At 42.1% G+C, this 14,075-nt stretch carries 13 protein-coding genes, 10 tRNA genes and 1 pseudogene; 3 read left to right on the top strand and 21 right to left on the bottom strand.

Features of this window, described 5'->3' with window-relative positions; genetic code table 11:
- Positions 1 to 13 precede the first annotated feature (13 nt).
- From rbsC to BkAM31D_RS21675, 5 genes are read right to left on the bottom strand one after another with little or no spacing between them, the layout of a single operon-like run.
- Positions 14 to 958, bottom strand: coding sequence for a ribose ABC transporter permease (rbsC, locus tag BkAM31D_RS21655; RefSeq protein ID WP_066158710.1), 945 nt, complete (start codon positions 956 to 958; stop codon positions 14 to 16).
- Positions 948 to 2,444: a sugar ABC transporter ATP-binding protein gene (locus BkAM31D_RS21660; RefSeq protein ID WP_066158707.1), complete on the bottom strand. Its 1,497-nt coding sequence runs from the start codon at positions 2,442 to 2,444 to the stop codon at positions 948 to 950. Before BkAM31D_RS21660 ends, rbsC begins: the two co-directional genes overlap by 11 nt.
- 13 nt (positions 2,445 to 2,457) lie before the next feature.
- A complete protein-coding gene (rbsD, locus tag BkAM31D_RS21665; RefSeq protein WP_066158705.1) occupies positions 2,458 to 2,847 on the bottom strand; it encodes a D-ribose pyranase in 390 nt (129 codons plus the stop codon).
- Positions 2,844 to 3,737 carry a ribokinase gene (gene rbsK, locus BkAM31D_RS21670; RefSeq protein WP_066158703.1) on the bottom strand — a complete coding sequence of 298 codons (894 nt, stop codon included), beginning with the start codon at positions 3,735 to 3,737 and terminating at the stop codon, positions 2,844 to 2,846. Before rbsK ends, rbsD begins: the two co-directional genes overlap by 4 nt.
- Complete coding sequence (locus BkAM31D_RS21675) at positions 3,734 to 4,723, bottom strand: LacI family DNA-binding transcriptional regulator (RefSeq protein ID WP_066158700.1); 990 nt, start codon at positions 4,721 to 4,723, stop codon at positions 3,734 to 3,736. The genes rbsK and BkAM31D_RS21675 overlap by 4 nt, the downstream gene beginning before the upstream one ends.
- Positions 4,724 to 4,889: 166 nt before the next feature.
- On the opposite strand from BkAM31D_RS21675, the gene BkAM31D_RS21680 reads away from it, so the two are divergent.
- Together BkAM31D_RS21680 and BkAM31D_RS21685 are read left to right on the top strand one after the other, a co-directional pair.
- Complete coding sequence (locus BkAM31D_RS21680) at positions 4,890 to 5,084, top strand: hypothetical protein (protein ID WP_066158697.1); 195 nt, start codon at positions 4,890 to 4,892, stop codon at positions 5,082 to 5,084.
- A gap of 586 nt (positions 5,085 to 5,670) precedes the next feature.
- Positions 5,671 to 6,267, top strand: a complete 597-nt coding sequence (locus BkAM31D_RS21685) for an MSMEG_1061 family FMN-dependent PPOX-type flavoprotein (protein ID WP_066158695.1) — start codon at positions 5,671 to 5,673, stop codon at positions 6,265 to 6,267.
- A 63-nt stretch (positions 6,268 to 6,330) separates the two neighbouring features.
- Here BkAM31D_RS21685 and BkAM31D_RS21690 read toward each other — a convergent pair whose 3' ends face one another.
- The 4 genes and pseudogenes from BkAM31D_RS21690 to BkAM31D_RS21705 form a co-directional block, all read right to left on the bottom strand.
- Positions 6,331 to 6,516, bottom strand: coding sequence for a PspC domain-containing protein (locus tag BkAM31D_RS21690; RefSeq protein WP_066158693.1), 186 nt, complete (start codon positions 6,514 to 6,516; stop codon positions 6,331 to 6,333).
- A gap of 42 nt (positions 6,517 to 6,558) precedes the next feature.
- Complete coding sequence (locus BkAM31D_RS21695; RefSeq protein ID WP_235820541.1) at positions 6,559 to 7,320, bottom strand: YxiH-YxzG fusion protein; 762 nt, start codon at positions 7,318 to 7,320, stop codon at positions 6,559 to 6,561.
- Positions 7,321 to 7,504: 184 nt separating this feature from the next.
- A pseudogene (locus BkAM31D_RS21700) lies at positions 7,505 to 8,730 on the bottom strand (MFS transporter).
- The gene (locus BkAM31D_RS21705) at positions 8,727 to 9,770 is read right to left on the bottom strand and encodes an ArsR/SmtB family transcription factor (RefSeq protein WP_066158688.1); all 1,044 of its coding nucleotides are present in this window, start codon (positions 9,768 to 9,770) and stop codon (positions 8,727 to 8,729) included. The pseudogene BkAM31D_RS21700 and the gene BkAM31D_RS21705 overlap by 4 nt, the downstream one beginning before the upstream one ends.
- Positions 9,771 to 9,959: 189 nt before the next feature.
- Between BkAM31D_RS21705 and BkAM31D_RS21710 the strand changes: the two genes are divergently transcribed.
- Complete coding sequence (locus BkAM31D_RS21710; RefSeq protein WP_066158685.1) at positions 9,960 to 11,630, top strand: ATP-binding protein; 1,671 nt, start codon at positions 9,960 to 9,962, stop codon at positions 11,628 to 11,630.
- A 64-nt stretch (positions 11,631 to 11,694) separates the two neighbouring features.
- Here BkAM31D_RS21710 and BkAM31D_RS21715 read toward each other — a convergent pair whose 3' ends face one another.
- From BkAM31D_RS21715 to BkAM31D_RS21770, 12 genes are all read right to left on the bottom strand, one after another.
- Positions 11,695 to 12,186, bottom strand: a complete 492-nt coding sequence (locus BkAM31D_RS21715) for a GNAT family N-acetyltransferase (RefSeq protein ID WP_066158682.1) — start codon at positions 12,184 to 12,186, stop codon at positions 11,695 to 11,697.
- A gap of 174 nt (positions 12,187 to 12,360) precedes the next feature.
- Positions 12,361 to 12,813, bottom strand: coding sequence for a DUF4064 domain-containing protein (locus BkAM31D_RS21720; protein WP_066158679.1), 453 nt, complete (start codon positions 12,811 to 12,813; stop codon positions 12,361 to 12,363).
- Between the two features lie 132 nt (positions 12,814 to 12,945).
- Positions 12,946 to 13,027, bottom strand: a tRNA-Leu gene (locus BkAM31D_RS21725).
- 33 nt (positions 13,028 to 13,060) lie between these two features.
- Positions 13,061 to 13,136, bottom strand: a tRNA-Lys gene (locus BkAM31D_RS21730).
- A gap of 237 nt (positions 13,137 to 13,373) precedes the next feature.
- Positions 13,374 to 13,449, bottom strand: a tRNA-Phe gene (locus tag BkAM31D_RS21735).
- 13 nt (positions 13,450 to 13,462) lie between these two features.
- Positions 13,463 to 13,539 (bottom strand) — tRNA-Asp (locus BkAM31D_RS21740).
- Between the two features lie 9 nt (positions 13,540 to 13,548).
- A tRNA-Met gene (locus tag BkAM31D_RS21745) sits at positions 13,549 to 13,622 on the bottom strand.
- Positions 13,623 to 13,664: 42 nt separating this feature from the next.
- A tRNA-Val gene (locus tag BkAM31D_RS21750) sits at positions 13,665 to 13,740 on the bottom strand.
- 9 nt (positions 13,741 to 13,749) lie between these two features.
- A tRNA-Glu gene (locus BkAM31D_RS21755) sits at positions 13,750 to 13,824 on the bottom strand.
- Between the two features lie 7 nt (positions 13,825 to 13,831).
- Positions 13,832 to 13,906: transfer RNA gene (locus BkAM31D_RS21760), tRNA-Asn, on the bottom strand.
- 3 nt (positions 13,907 to 13,909) lie between these two features.
- Positions 13,910 to 13,986, bottom strand: a tRNA-Ile gene (locus tag BkAM31D_RS21765).
- 8 nt (positions 13,987 to 13,994) lie between these two features.
- Positions 13,995 to 14,068 (bottom strand) — tRNA-Gly (locus BkAM31D_RS21770).
- Positions 14,069 to 14,075 lie beyond the last annotated feature (7 nt).

Raw genomic sequence — 14,075 nt, forward strand, 5'->3', positions numbered from 1 at the left:
TCTTTAAAAACGATTAAGCATTTTTCTTCCGGTCAATTAATACCGCAAGTAAAATAACAGCACCTTTGACAACTTGCTGGAAGAAGGAACTGACTCCAAGCAAGTTAAGTCCATTGTTTAAAACTCCTATGATCAAGGCCCCGATTAAGGTACCGACGATCCAACCTCTTCCACCTGTTAAACTCGTTCCGCCTAGTACAACAGCGGCAATGGCATCAAGCTCATACATCGATCCAGCAGTCGGCTGAGCTGAGTTCAGTCTCGACATCAGGATCACCCCAGCAAGCGCCGATAGAAATCCAGTTAACGAGTACACATAAATTTTGATACGGTCAGCTTTAATTCCTGATAGAATCGCAGCTTCCTCGTTGCCCCCTACGGCATAGACGCGGCGGCCAAATGTTGTTTTCTTCAAGATGAGATATAAGATAACGAATGAAACCATCATTGTTACTGCTGGTACAGGAATTCCTAGAAAATATCCTTTCCCTAGCATTTGGAAGAACGTAGAATCTCCTAAACCAGTAACCGGTTTTCCGTCTGTAAACATAAGCGTTAAGCCACGGAAAATCGTCATTGTTGCTAGCGTCGCAATGAACGGTGCGACTTTTCCTTTTGAAATAATCAATCCGTTAAATGCTCCAAGTAGTGCCCCAACAGCTAAGCCGGCTGCAACAGCAAGCACCGGATCTACACCTGCTGCTAGTAAAGTAGCCGTTACGGCCCCGGACAATGCGAGAATCGAACCGACCGATAAATCAATTCCACCTGTTAAAATAACGAAGGTCATCCCAAACGCAATTAAGGCATTGATCGATACTTGTCTTAAAATATTAAAGATATTTGACATTGATAGGAAACTAGGATTTAAAATCGTAATGATCACAATGATTAACAAAAGACCAATTAGTGGACCTAATTTCGCTAAATTGAATGAAACTTTCCCTTTACCCAACATGTTTATCGCCTCCAGTGGCGTAGTGCATAATATATTCTTCGCTTAATTCATTTCGTGCTAAAATGGCTTGCTTCGTGCCTTCAAACATGACCATGACTCTTGTACTCATACCGATCACTTCTGGAAGCTCGGATGAGACCATGATGATTGCGACTCCTTGTTCTGCCAGCTCTTTCATAATCGTATAAATTTCTTTCTTAGCCCCGACATCAACCCCGCGAGTCGGTTCATCTAATATCAAAATACTAGGATTGGTTCCGAGCCATTTAGCAATGACAACCTTTTGCTGATTTCCACCGCTTAGTGATTTGGCCTGTTGTTCCGGTCCTGCACAAGCGACATTTAACCGTTTGATCAGATCGTTTACAAGTGTTGATTCCTTGCCCTTGCCAATCCAACCTTTCCCTGAAATAGAATTCAAGTTTGTTAAGCTGATGTTCTCACGAATCGAAAAATCGGTAATTAACCCTTTTGACTTTCGATCCTCTGTAATTAAACCTATCCTGTTTCGGATTGCCTCAATCGGTGAAGCAATCTGAACTTCCTTGCCATCGATGAAAATGTGACCCTTCTCGGCTTTGCGGTAGCCAAACAATGTTTCCACGACTTCAGATCTTCCTGCACCCATTAAGCCTGCAATCCCAAGAATCTCTCCTGAGCGTACGGAAAACGAGATGTCTTCAAACTCGCCTGTTCGACTGAGGTTCTTCACTTCAAGCTTCACATCACCAGGCTCGTTCGTCACTTCAGGGAACCTGCCGCCTAACTGTCTACCAACCATCATGCTGACAATTTCATCGAAGTTCGTTTCCGGAATCTTTTTCACACCGACATACTGACCGTCCCTTAACACTGTAATCCGGTCGCAAAGTGAGAAGATTTCTTCCATTCTGTGTGAAATGTAAATGAAGGAAACTCCTTGCTGCTGCAAATCGCGAATCGTTTTGAAAAGTGTCTGGATTTCACGGTCCGTTAACGCTGCGGTCGGCTCATCCATAATAATAACGTCAGCATTAGTCATAAGCGCTTTCGCAATTTCAATGATTTGTTGTTTCCCAACCGATAAATTTCCTGTCCGCTCTGTTGCCTTCACTCGTAATCCAAGTTCAGCGAGCTTTTCCTCTGTGATCCGGTTCATTTCTCTTGTTTTTAGCCAAGGGGTCTTTCCGACGGTTTGCTCTTTTCCTAAAAACAAGTTTTCTGCCACAGTCAGTTCTGGGAGGATGTTTAACTCTTGGTGAATAACAGCAATTCCGTCTTGTTCTGCATCCTTTGGATTTTTGTAAACGACATCTCTTCCTTTAACGTGAACCGTACCGTTATCGCGGGCATAAATCCCTGTTAAAATTTTCATCATCGTCGATTTCCCGGCACCGTTTTCGCCCATTAACGCATGAATCTCACCTTTTTCTAAGGAGAATGCAACATCCTTTAACACTCGGTTTCCACTAAATGATTTCGAAATTCCTTCCATTTGAATGATCATACAGACACCCCCTTTAGAAAATCACACCAGCCTGAAGAATGATATTGGCATACGGCGTAATTTCGCCTGTTCGAATAATCACCTTAGCTTCATGTGTTTCCTTTTTAAAACGCTCATGACTGACAAACTGAGTAGGAAGATTTAACAGAGCAAGTTCACTGTAAACCTTTTCATTATTTTCCTTTATCTCTTCTGCTAGCATGATGCTCTCCACTTCCATATCAGCAAGCACTTCTTCTAATACGTCTAAAAAGGTCGGTACCCCTTTTTTCAAAGATAAATCAATGCAGCGAACGTGATCAGGGATCGGGAGACCACAGTCTCCAATCACGATCGTATCCGTATGACCGAGCTTAGCGAGGGTTTCCGCGATATCTCGGTTTAAAATTCCTTGCTTTTTCATGATTGTTCCCTCGACTTTCTAATGAATTGCTCTAGTTCATCTCGTGTTGGCATGCCGCCTTGTGCTCCAAATCGTTGCACGGACAGGGCAGCTGCGGCATTGGCAAACTCAACCGCTTGTTGTAGCGACATGTTTTCACTAATCGCAACCGCTAGCGCCCCGTTAAATGTATCGCCAGCTCCCGTTGTGTCAGTCGGTTCTACTTTATAAGAGGGAACGAGCTTCTCCTCGCCATTCTCTGTAAATTTAGCGCCACGTTCGCCCATTGTCACAATTAGTTTCTGAGCAATTTCTTGATTCTGATCTAAATCCAATTCTTTTTCTTCTGTCTCATTCGGTGTAATATAAAGAGCTTTTTTCCAATAATCTTCACCGAGGTTTTGAGCTGGGGCCGGATTGACAATGGCCGGAATGCCCGCCTGCTCACATAGGTCTAAGCAATAACGAATCGTCTCAAGCGGAATTTCAAATTGCAACAAGACGAGGTCACTCGCTAAAAGCTGTTCTTTGTGGCGCTCGACATATTCAGGTGTCACATGACGATTCGCCCCTGGAATGACGATGATTCGGTTATCATTTTCCGATAAAAGAATCGTTGCAACACCGGAACTTGAATGTGTAACCGGTTCCACATTCGTTACAGAAATCCCTTCCTGTTGTAAAACCTGTTGAAGCTCCTTGCCAAAGGCATCGTCTCCAACACGGCCGATAAACTGCACATTCCCTCCGAGTCTTGCGGCAGCGACGGCTTGGTTTGCTCCTTTTCCACCGGGGATCGTTTCAAATCTCTCTCCGATCAGCGTCTCTCCCTGAACAGGAACTTGATCCGTCACCGTCACCATATCCATGTTAATGCTGCCAACGACTGTGATGATTGGTTGTTTGGTCATTTGGCTGCCCCCTCTCCTTTTGTTGTTTCACGTATGATTAAATCTGTAGATAGTTCAAAATATGAGCCTTCTATTGGTTTCTTTTCAATTAATTTAATTAGTAGCCTTGCAGCTGTTGCTCCCATCTGATAAATCGGTTGCGCAATCGTCGTTAAGGAAGGAACAAGCATCTCTCCAAAAGGAATGCCATCAAAACCGACAATCTGAATGTCTTCTGGTACACGTTTCCCCATTTTGCTAATTGCCTTTAACGCTCCTGCTGCTGTCACATCACTGCTAGCAAAAATCCCATCAATACTCGGATGTTGCTTAAGCAGCTCCTCTGTCACCAGTTCAGATCGCTCATAATGGAAATCCGCTTCGACCACGACACTTGCCACTGCTGACTGCTCTACGACATTGCGGAAGCCTTCTAACCGTTGATCCGCTGTCGGCAGTCCCTTTGGCCCTCTTAGATGAGCAATGAACTTGCATCCGCTTTCAACTAAATGTTTCGTAGCCATTTCAGCACCGATTTTATTAGTCGAAACGACGGTCGGAATATGATCCGCGATTACCCGGTCAAGTGCAACCATTGGAACACCGGCTTCATCAACCTCTGAGAACGAGAGCTGATTATTCGTTAAGATGATGCCATCAACATATTTTTGCTTTAAAACGTCCAAGTAATTGCGTTCTTTTTTAATATCTTCATCGGCATTACACAACACAACCGTGTAGCCGTATGTAAGAGCGATATCCTCGACGGCACGCGCTAATTCTGGAAAGAACGGATTCGTAATATCCGGTACAATTAAACCGATCATTCGAGATGACTTATTGTAAAGCGTCCTCGCAACGGCATTCGGCCTAAAATCAAGCTCCTTAATCGCAGCCATAACAGCCTCTTCCGCCTTCTTGCTTACATATCCTTTTTGGTTTAACACTCTTGAAACAGTCGCAACTGATACTTGCGCATGTTTTGCTACATCACGGATTGTCGTCATAAAATCTCCTCATCTTGATCGTTTCTGTAACCGGTTACACACATAGTAATCTATTTATCTCGGGTTGTCAAGAAGGAAATTCCGGAATCCCCAGTTAGGAAAAAGAGGAGTTACTAGCAGCTTTTCTAATAGTAGTAGGTAGTAACAAACGAAGAGGAGAAACACGATGTGGAAAGACTTTAAAAACAAACGCTACTGGCTGCTCATGCCACCATTTATAGTGATCGGCCTTTTGCTCATTATGTATTTGCCACAAACCTATAAGCAATTTGTTGCACTAGTAGGCATTCCACTGTTCTGGATCCTTTATGCACTTTGGAATAAAAAGAGGGAGGGCACGACTAGCGTAAAGAAAGAATAGATTCGTTATGGTATTAGTTTTTAATAAGTAGTCTAATTAGCAATAGAGGTTAGACTGCTTATTTTTCAATGGGAGTTTTATAATGGAATGAGACGATTTGTAGTTGAATTATCGTTTGGCTAGCTGGTCATGGACAGTTTCGTCTTAAATTATCTAGCAAGTGTCCTTTAGCATGCTTCTCTTGGACACTTTCCTCCTTATTCGTCTATCATCTGTCCTTTAGCACGCCTCTCTTGGACATCTTCCTCCTTATTCATCTAGCATCTGTCCTTTAGCACTCCTCTTTTGGACATCTTCCTCCTTATTCATCTAGCATCTGTCCTTTAGCACTCCTCTTTTGGACATCTTCCTCCCACAGTGCGTTAGCACAGGGAAGCTCACCAGCCACCCGCGGAAAAGCGAAGGATGTTTCCGGAGTGGATGCGATGTATCTACGGTCATGGCATTCGGATTTTGACTAATAAAACCCTTTTGTCACAGCCTTATTTTTTCTCGTACGCTCTTGAAAAAAGATCATGTCATCGTTTACAATAGCATTATGATTGATAATGATTTTCATTAATTGCTATAGAAATGAGCTGATTTCATGGAGCGAATCAATTTTTCTCGCTATGCCCTTACGTCAAAGGATGAATTACGAGGTATCATCCAAGCCCCTCACGAGTTAGTCGTCAAAAAGACGATCTCCGTCATCGATGAGCATTGTGAACGTTTCATCTCGGAGTCGCCTCTTTTTTTCCTTTCGACTGCAAGCGCCGAAGGCAAATGCGATGTGTCACCACGAGGAGACTACCCTAGCTCCATCAAGATTTTAAATAAACACCAATTAATCATTCCCGATCGACCTGGTAATAGACGCCTGGATTCGATTCACAATATAATCGAAAATCCGAACGTCGGTCTCGTTTTTGTGATCCCTGGATTAGAAGAAGTCCTTCGCATGAACGGACGAGCAACAGTTATAAAAGATCCAAACATTCTAGAGACAATGAGTTTAAATGGCAAGGCACCATTGCTTGGAATTGCCGTCGACGTCGAAGAATGCTTTATTCATTGCCCACGCGCGTTAAAAGAATCAAAAGTGTGGCAACCAGGCACTTGGATTGAAAAAGACGATTTCCCAACGATCACGGAAATCTTTCAAGATCATTTGAAGATCAACGGTATCGCGATTAAGAGTTAATAAATTCAGAGCGACACATCAAAGAGAAGCGTCGCTCTGTGACCTCCGCAGAAGGTTACGTTCTTATAAAGATGTCGGTCCGTCCGGAATCATCAACGTTAAAATAATATAAACGAGCAAATTGGCAGGAACAAACAGAAATAAAATCCTAACAACGAAAGACGAGATTCCGAGATACTCGGCAATTCCCCCACACACTCCTGTTAACGCTCGGTCTTTTGATGAACGTCTTAATCTTTGCCGACTCATACTGATTCCTCCTTTTATCATCTGAACGACTATACTCTCTTTCTACCTTTGGAAGATTCCCTCTTTTCCGTATAAATACAAAAACGTTCCACGCATAAACACTTGGCCAATCAGGCGCTTTCCCGCTTCATCAACAAATTCAATTTTCGCCTTTGGCACCATTGTCCGGTTTCTTTTTTTAAAGCGTTTGACCGTATAGTGGTCGATCTGGCCTATCATTCCATTTGGCTCCATGAGAAATTGTTGTAACGTCTCCCCCTCTATACGATAGCGTATTTCTTCTACTCGATTCGTTAATTGAACGAGATAAGAATCGGCATAATAATAAAAATACACTTCCTTCGAACTCGTCACATTGAGCGCGTAGCAGTCAACGATTCCATAATCACCCGCGCCCCAAAGCTTCTCACCGTCCTTTGTAAAAGCCAAAAGGCCTTCACTTCCAATGGGATGTTCCCAGCCAAAATTTCCAAACACTCCTTCATCAAAATAACTCACCCAAATCGTATCGGTCTCATCAATCTGCATCTGTTCAATTCCATCACCAAGCGTAAAAGCCGAGATCAATTGCCCATTCCGATTATACCTTCTCGCATTCCGCTCAACAGATGAACCGTCCTTCAAACAACGAGATTGAACGAGCAACAGCGAACCATCTGAAAACAAGTCAACCGCCGTCGGGATAAGCGACACATTTTTTAATTCAACCGTCTCTATCGTGTCATTTTTCATGATATGGATCGTCCAGTTTCGTTTCGGGACAGGTCGGCTGAAGAAATCAAGCTCTTCCAAACTCGTTTCCACTATTAGCAAAGCTCCATCCCTCGCCACTTGCCCACTAACAAACTGTAAATTTGAAAAAGGAGTAGTGCTTTTTGTAAGTTGGATTATCTCGATTGTTTTCGCCTCCTTCAGGTGTTTTGGGGAGTGTTCTCGGCAACAGTGTGTCACTAGCATATAAGTTTTTCATAACCCTACTATATTTCGATTAAGAAACCATTTTTCCTTCATCGTATTTCTCATCAATAAAAGCAAAATACGGCAGCAATAGACCAGCTGCGGATACGGTGCTGATTAGTATTCCTATCATTAAGTACAATGGTCGTACACCGAGGATTTCACTGAGTGCTCCGCCTAGTAAGACGCCAAGTGGCATCGCTGCTCTTATAATGAATAATCGAACGGAGAATACTTTTCCGATTAAGTCGTTTGGAACAGCTTTTTGACAAATGGTAGTATTGTGGATACTAAAAATCGCCATGACAATTCCGCCGATTATTTCCGTTGCGATCGCTAATAGAATGCTTCCATTCAACCAAAGGGCTATGAACGTCAGCCCCCTAAAAAGAGCGAGCCAAGCATCAGAACTCTGCGACTCTTGTATTTGATTTTAGTTACTAAAACGGCACCTAGTATGTATCCTACTGGGAAACTAGCCATGAAGTAACCATATTCGGCGTAGCTCCCTCCTAATTCGTCTATCACATATGGAAGAGTTGTTACCATCGTCACACCGACTCCAAATTGCACAAAGGCGAGGAAGACACCTAACCAGACGAGAATCCGTTCGGCATAGAAAAAGGAAACACCCTCTCTAAACTCCGCCATCCACGTTTTTCTAACGTCCATTTTCCTTCTATCCTCCTGAATCAACAGCAATGTAAACCCACTTCCGATCAGGAAGCTACTAACAAGGATGAGAGTAACAGGGATACCTGCAACTTCAATCACAGCCCCCGCCATAAGGGGTGCCATGAACATCATCAAGCGAGCCGTACCATCCAAGTAGGCATTTGCTGACTGGAGTTGCTCTTCCTTCACGATCGTTGGTGTCATCGCTTGGTTTGCAGGTACGTACAAAGGCGAAACGAGTCCAATGATAATTTGTACGAGATAGATGTGCCACACTTCCAAGTTACCAGTTAGCACAGCGACAAGTGGCAATAGAAAGACAAGCCCTCGTGCCCATTGCGAGAATACCATAATCCACTTTCGACTCCACCGGTCAATGTAAGGCCCAATAACTAGCTGCAGCACAAGCGATGGAAGGAAATACAATAACCACATACTGCCTAGCGCCACCGTCGACCCTGTCAGCTGATAGACCAAGATGGAATTGCAAAACGTTCCAAACGAGCCACCGATCTCCGAGATCGCATTCCCTATCCAAGTCGAAAGAAACGAACGATTTTTCAAAAGGTTTGTTTCATTCATCGGTTTACATACTGCTCCAACTCCGCAGAAAGCAGTTCGAGCCCATTTCGATTAAGTGAATATTTACCTTGATTGGTTTCAACGATTTTTGCTGCTCGTAATAGCTTAAGATGATGGTGAATGGTCGATTTTCCTAAATCTAATTGATCGGTAAGCTCCTGCAACGATCGTTCACATTCCGATAACAATTTCACCATTCGAAGGCGCACCTCATCCCCTAGCGCTTTATGTTTCAATACTAACGACTGGCTTGGCATATAGTTGTCATGAGGAGCGATACTTTCATTTGCGACAGGATAATAGAATACTTTCGTTCCTTCAATGTCTGCCTCTATCGTCCATGGACGGTAGACAAATTGAGGAATAAGAAGGACACGATGAACACTTGGTTCCGGCAAGTATTGAATTCCCCCTGTTGCCCATTGAACCAGTTCTTCAGCAGACACTTTCGCTTTCATTTCCTTTTTCGATTCGTAGTCCGTTCGTAGAATTTGCTCGGTTGCTTCAAGCTCCGGAGCCACGACTGACCGATACCATCCTGTCATCACTTTGATAAGGTGAGTTTTCAACTCAGTCGGTTCACTTTTACTAATGAACTCAATGTATTGCGGGAAAAACGGATTCTCCTTCGTTATCTCTTTCAATGCAGTAATCGCGCGCTCATCACCATAAGCAGCCTTTTCCCTTACATCTTGAAACCGGTCCCCGACAAAAGGGAGACATAGAAATTTTAATCGAACATTGTCTAACGACTGCACATGAGTAGTAAACGCCTCGATGTTCTCGTTCTTTGTATAGTGAAGCAATTGTAGCAATGCCTTCCACGTATTGTTCGTCTCGACATACTCAAGCTGATTTACTAGCTCTTCTGATAGAGATTCTTTCACCTCTTTCCAATATGAATATGGCTTTTCTAATGTATCAATTAATCGTGAATTCGTAACAGCCGCAATCCCAAGCGCACATTCCCATAACGACGAATATACCATTTGAACATCATAGGTTTCTCTTTTTCGTCCCGTCATCGTAAAAACATCCACCCTATCACCCTCCTAGGAAACTATTTCCACTTACTACATTCTATATAATTAGAATAATATTTTCAATTAATATCGAATAAAAAGTCGAAACAATTCGAATTCAAGTATCTCTAGACTCTTTTACCTTTATATGAAAAGAAATAATGATAGAATAAAGATAATGAAGTCAGGTGATGAGGAGAATACGGTATGTCGACGATACATCCTATTTCGAAACTTATAAACGATCAAACTTTATACAAAAAAGGTGCACATATTCTTTACATGTATAATGATTTTGATAAATATATCGAGAATGCCGTTCAGTTTAGCTATGAAGGGAAGACCGAGGATACGGTTGTTTTCTTTATTTATCAACCAGAGATTATAGAACAAATTAAGGAAGAAATATCGATAAGAGAGCTTCCTAGTTCAAACCTCATCTTTCTAAATACATTAGATTTTTATTTACGAGATGACAAGTTGGATATAACAGGTGTGCAATCTCGTTTAAATGTTTTATTTGAACCTTATTTTCATCAAGGTTTTTCGATACGCATTTGGGGAAAAGTTCCGATTGAAAACGTACACTCTGCTTTAAGAGACCTGAAATTACATGAGTGTACTTGCGATCAATTTATTAGAGAAAACAAGATCATGTCTATCTGTCCTTATAGTGGGTATACAACTCCTGCCTTTATTCAGAATGAGTTGTTGAAGAGTCATACCCATTTTTTGACAGACGATGAATACTGTCTATCGCCTTTTTATCATGAGAAGAATCATCGTTATCCATCGACCAATGAATTAGAAAGACTTCAACGGATTGAAAGCCAGAACGAAGAGTTACTCAATAAAAATGCTCATTTAATGAATGAAAATAACGTAATTAAGGGGAAGAAGCAAATAATCGAACAAAGTGAGAAAAAACTTCGTACGATCATTGATAAGCTTCCACTGCCAGTCATCATACGACAAAAGTCAGAGATCCTATTTTCAAATCAAGAAGCAAAAAATCAGTTTGAAATTGATTTAGAATCTTTCTTTCATTACTTTGATACCGAACTTGACCAATCCCCTGAGGAACTTCTACTAGAGCAGCCTGATGACAACAAACATGTCTTTTTAGTAAAATCCATCAATACCAGCTTTGAGGGCAAAGAAGCAATCCTTCATTCTTTTGTTGATCTTACGAAAGAAAAAGAGAATGAAGATCTCATGGTTCGATCAGAGAAATTAAACATAGCAGGAGAGCTAGCGGTAAGTATTGCCCACGAAGTGCGCAATCCATTAACAGCTATAAAAGGTTTCATCGACATCCTGAAAACGTCCGGCCAAAAAAAAGAAAAATACTTCAGCATTATCGAAAATGAATTGTCTCGAATTGAGCAAATTTCTAGTGAACTATTACTGCTTGCTAAACCTCATAGTGAAAACCGAAAAAACCACAACATAGTCCAGTTAATGAACGATGTCAAACTGCTCCTTACTTCTCAAGCAAATATGAAAAGCATTGAATTCAACTTAGAAGTACCATCAGATGAAATCATAGTCAACTGTGAAGAAACAAAAATAAAGCAGGTTTTTATCAACTTGGTGAAAAACGCAATTGAAGCCTCAAGTGATGGAGGAAACATCACCCTTGCAATTCGCAAACGAGAAGCTCGTGTTCAGGTTCAAGTCATTGATGAAGGAACGGGAATCTCTCAAGAAGTCCTTGCAAAAATAGGTGAGCCCTTCTACACGACGAAGGAAAAAGGAACGGGTATTGGCCTAATGATCTGCTATCAGATCATTGAAAACCATGAAGGAACCATTGATGTAGAAAGCGAAGTGGGAGTAGGAACAACCTTTACGATTACCCTACAAACCGTGCATTGACAAAGTTGGGAGTGTCTCAAAAAGACTAACCAAGCCTTTTGAGACACTCCCATTTATTACTCAACTAAAATACATACTTATAAAACTTTTTATCAACTTTTAATATTGGAAAACTCTCAGGTAAATCTGCTTGATCGATTGAAATAAACCCATTCTTCTCATAAAACCGGTGCGCTGCTTTAAATTGTGGTGTCGTCCCTAGTATAATCGCACCAACGTTCCTCTCTCTTGACCAGTTCATTACCGTTTCTAACAAAAGGTTTGCCGTTTGATAAATCGGACCACGAAAGTGTTTATCGACAAATACCTTCCTTAAGGCAACTTGATTCTCCCCTATATCTAAAAGGCTGATCGTGCCAACTACACGATTTTCGTATAAAGCAACCCAGAAATTGCCGTTCCCTTGTCGGTAAAATTCCTCAATTGTAAATAAGTCTGGTTGATCATTTTTTGTAATCGCAATATTATATTCTTTTTGTTGAATATCAAGAATCAACTGGACGACTTGATCTTGATACTCATGTATATACTCTTTTACAACAGGCTTGCTGTTCATCTATTACACCGCCATTCATTATACTAAAATAACAAGTGTCTATTTTACATGATACAAGCCAAAGATTTCAATAAAAAAGCACTGCTTTATTCCATAGCAGTACCGTTAAAATCGATCGAGTTGTAGACCGTTTTTTCGAATACGTACCGCTAAGTATACTAGTTATCATGAATATCAACTCTTAGCCGCTGTGATGGGTGATGTGTCTTTTTTTAATAGGAGATATCCTAAGTAAACTTGTAAAAGTGCTGGAATGATAAGGAAAGAGGATAGAATGGCAGCACACATAAACAAACTACCTGAAATATTCTTATTCCTGCTCATAACAATTAAGCTCACCACATGTAAAAAAGCTGAGAAGGCTAGTGCACTTATTGGCAAATGCTTATAGTTGTTTAGAAAGGACAATGTCTCATAAGCAAATTGTTCTGGTGACATTTTTAGAGTTCCACTAGCCGTGTCTCTCTGAACTTTAGGATCTTTCTTGTACAATTCAATCAACATTGTTTGGGCTAGACTACTTTTTTCTAGAGGTCCGCTTAGTGATATATAGAAAAGAGCAACGAAGAGGATGAGCAATGAAGTCAGAGACAATAGAAAGACTCGTTTCATCCGGAAATTGTTCATAACCATCTCCTTAGTCAGAAAGATTTTCTTTTTTATACGTAACGGTTACACAAAAAGTTCCAATTATTAACAACAAAACAAAAAAGGCTTTTCTAGAAGAATGCATCTTCTAGAAAAGCCTTTGCTTTGGAATGCGGGTGAAGGGAGTCGAACCCCCACGTCATAAGACACTAGATCCTAAGTCTAGCGCGTCTGCCAATTCCGCCACACCCGCGTATAAATGGTATTTTTTAAAAAATACCTAAAATGGTGAGCCATGAAGGACTCGAACCTTCGACCCTCTGATTAAAAGTCAGATGCTCTACCAACTGAGCTAATGGCTCGTAGATATTACGATGAAGTATTTCATGTAGCTTACGGACGATGTTACGCTCTGTCGTCTCCCCTGTTCCTTCCTCTACTAGATCGGCTTCGCAGCCTGCTGTGTCGGAACAACTCGAAGTATTTCAGGATGTAACGCTCGTAACTGAGCTAATGGCTCGTAGATATTACGATGAAGTATTTCATGTAGCTTACGGACGATGTTACGCTCGTAAGTTTATTCGGCTCACTACAAAAAATGGTGGCTCAGGACGGAATCGAACCGCCGACACATGGATTTTCAGTCCATTGCTCTACCAACTGAGCTACTGAGCCTAAATATAAAAAATGGCGGTCCGGACGGGACTCGAACCCGCGACCTCCTGCGTGACAGGCAGGCATTCTAACCAACTGAACTACCGGACCAAAATGGTATTGCGGGAGGCGGATTTGAACCACCGACCTTCGGGTTATGAGCCCGACGAGCTACCAGACTGCTCCACCCCGCGTCGTTATAAAGTAATCGAATGATGTGTTTCCTAAAAATTCTATGGTGGAGGATGACGGGATCGAACCGCCGACCCCCTGCTTGTAAGGCAGGTGCTCTCCCAGCTGAGCTAATCCTCCAACATATTATGGTGACCCGTACGGGATTCGAACCCGTGTTACCGCCGTGAAAGGGCGGTGTCTTAACCGCTTGACCAACGGGCCAGGAAAATGGCTCCACAGGTAGGACTCGAACCTACGACCGATCGGTTAACAGCCGATTGCTCTACCACTGAGCTACTGTGGAATATGGTGGGCCTAAGTGGACTCGAACCACCGACCTCACGCTTATCAGGCGTGCGCTCTAACCAGCTGAGCTATAGGCCCATATTCATTGGAGCGGGTGATGAGAATCGAACTCACGACATCAGCTTGGAAGGCTGAGGTTTTACCACTAAACTACACCCGCATATTTA

The organism is Halalkalibacter krulwichiae, assembly GCF_002109385.1.
Taxonomy (GTDB): domain Bacteria; phylum Bacillota; class Bacilli; order Bacillales; family Bacillaceae_D; genus Halalkalibacter; species Halalkalibacter krulwichiae.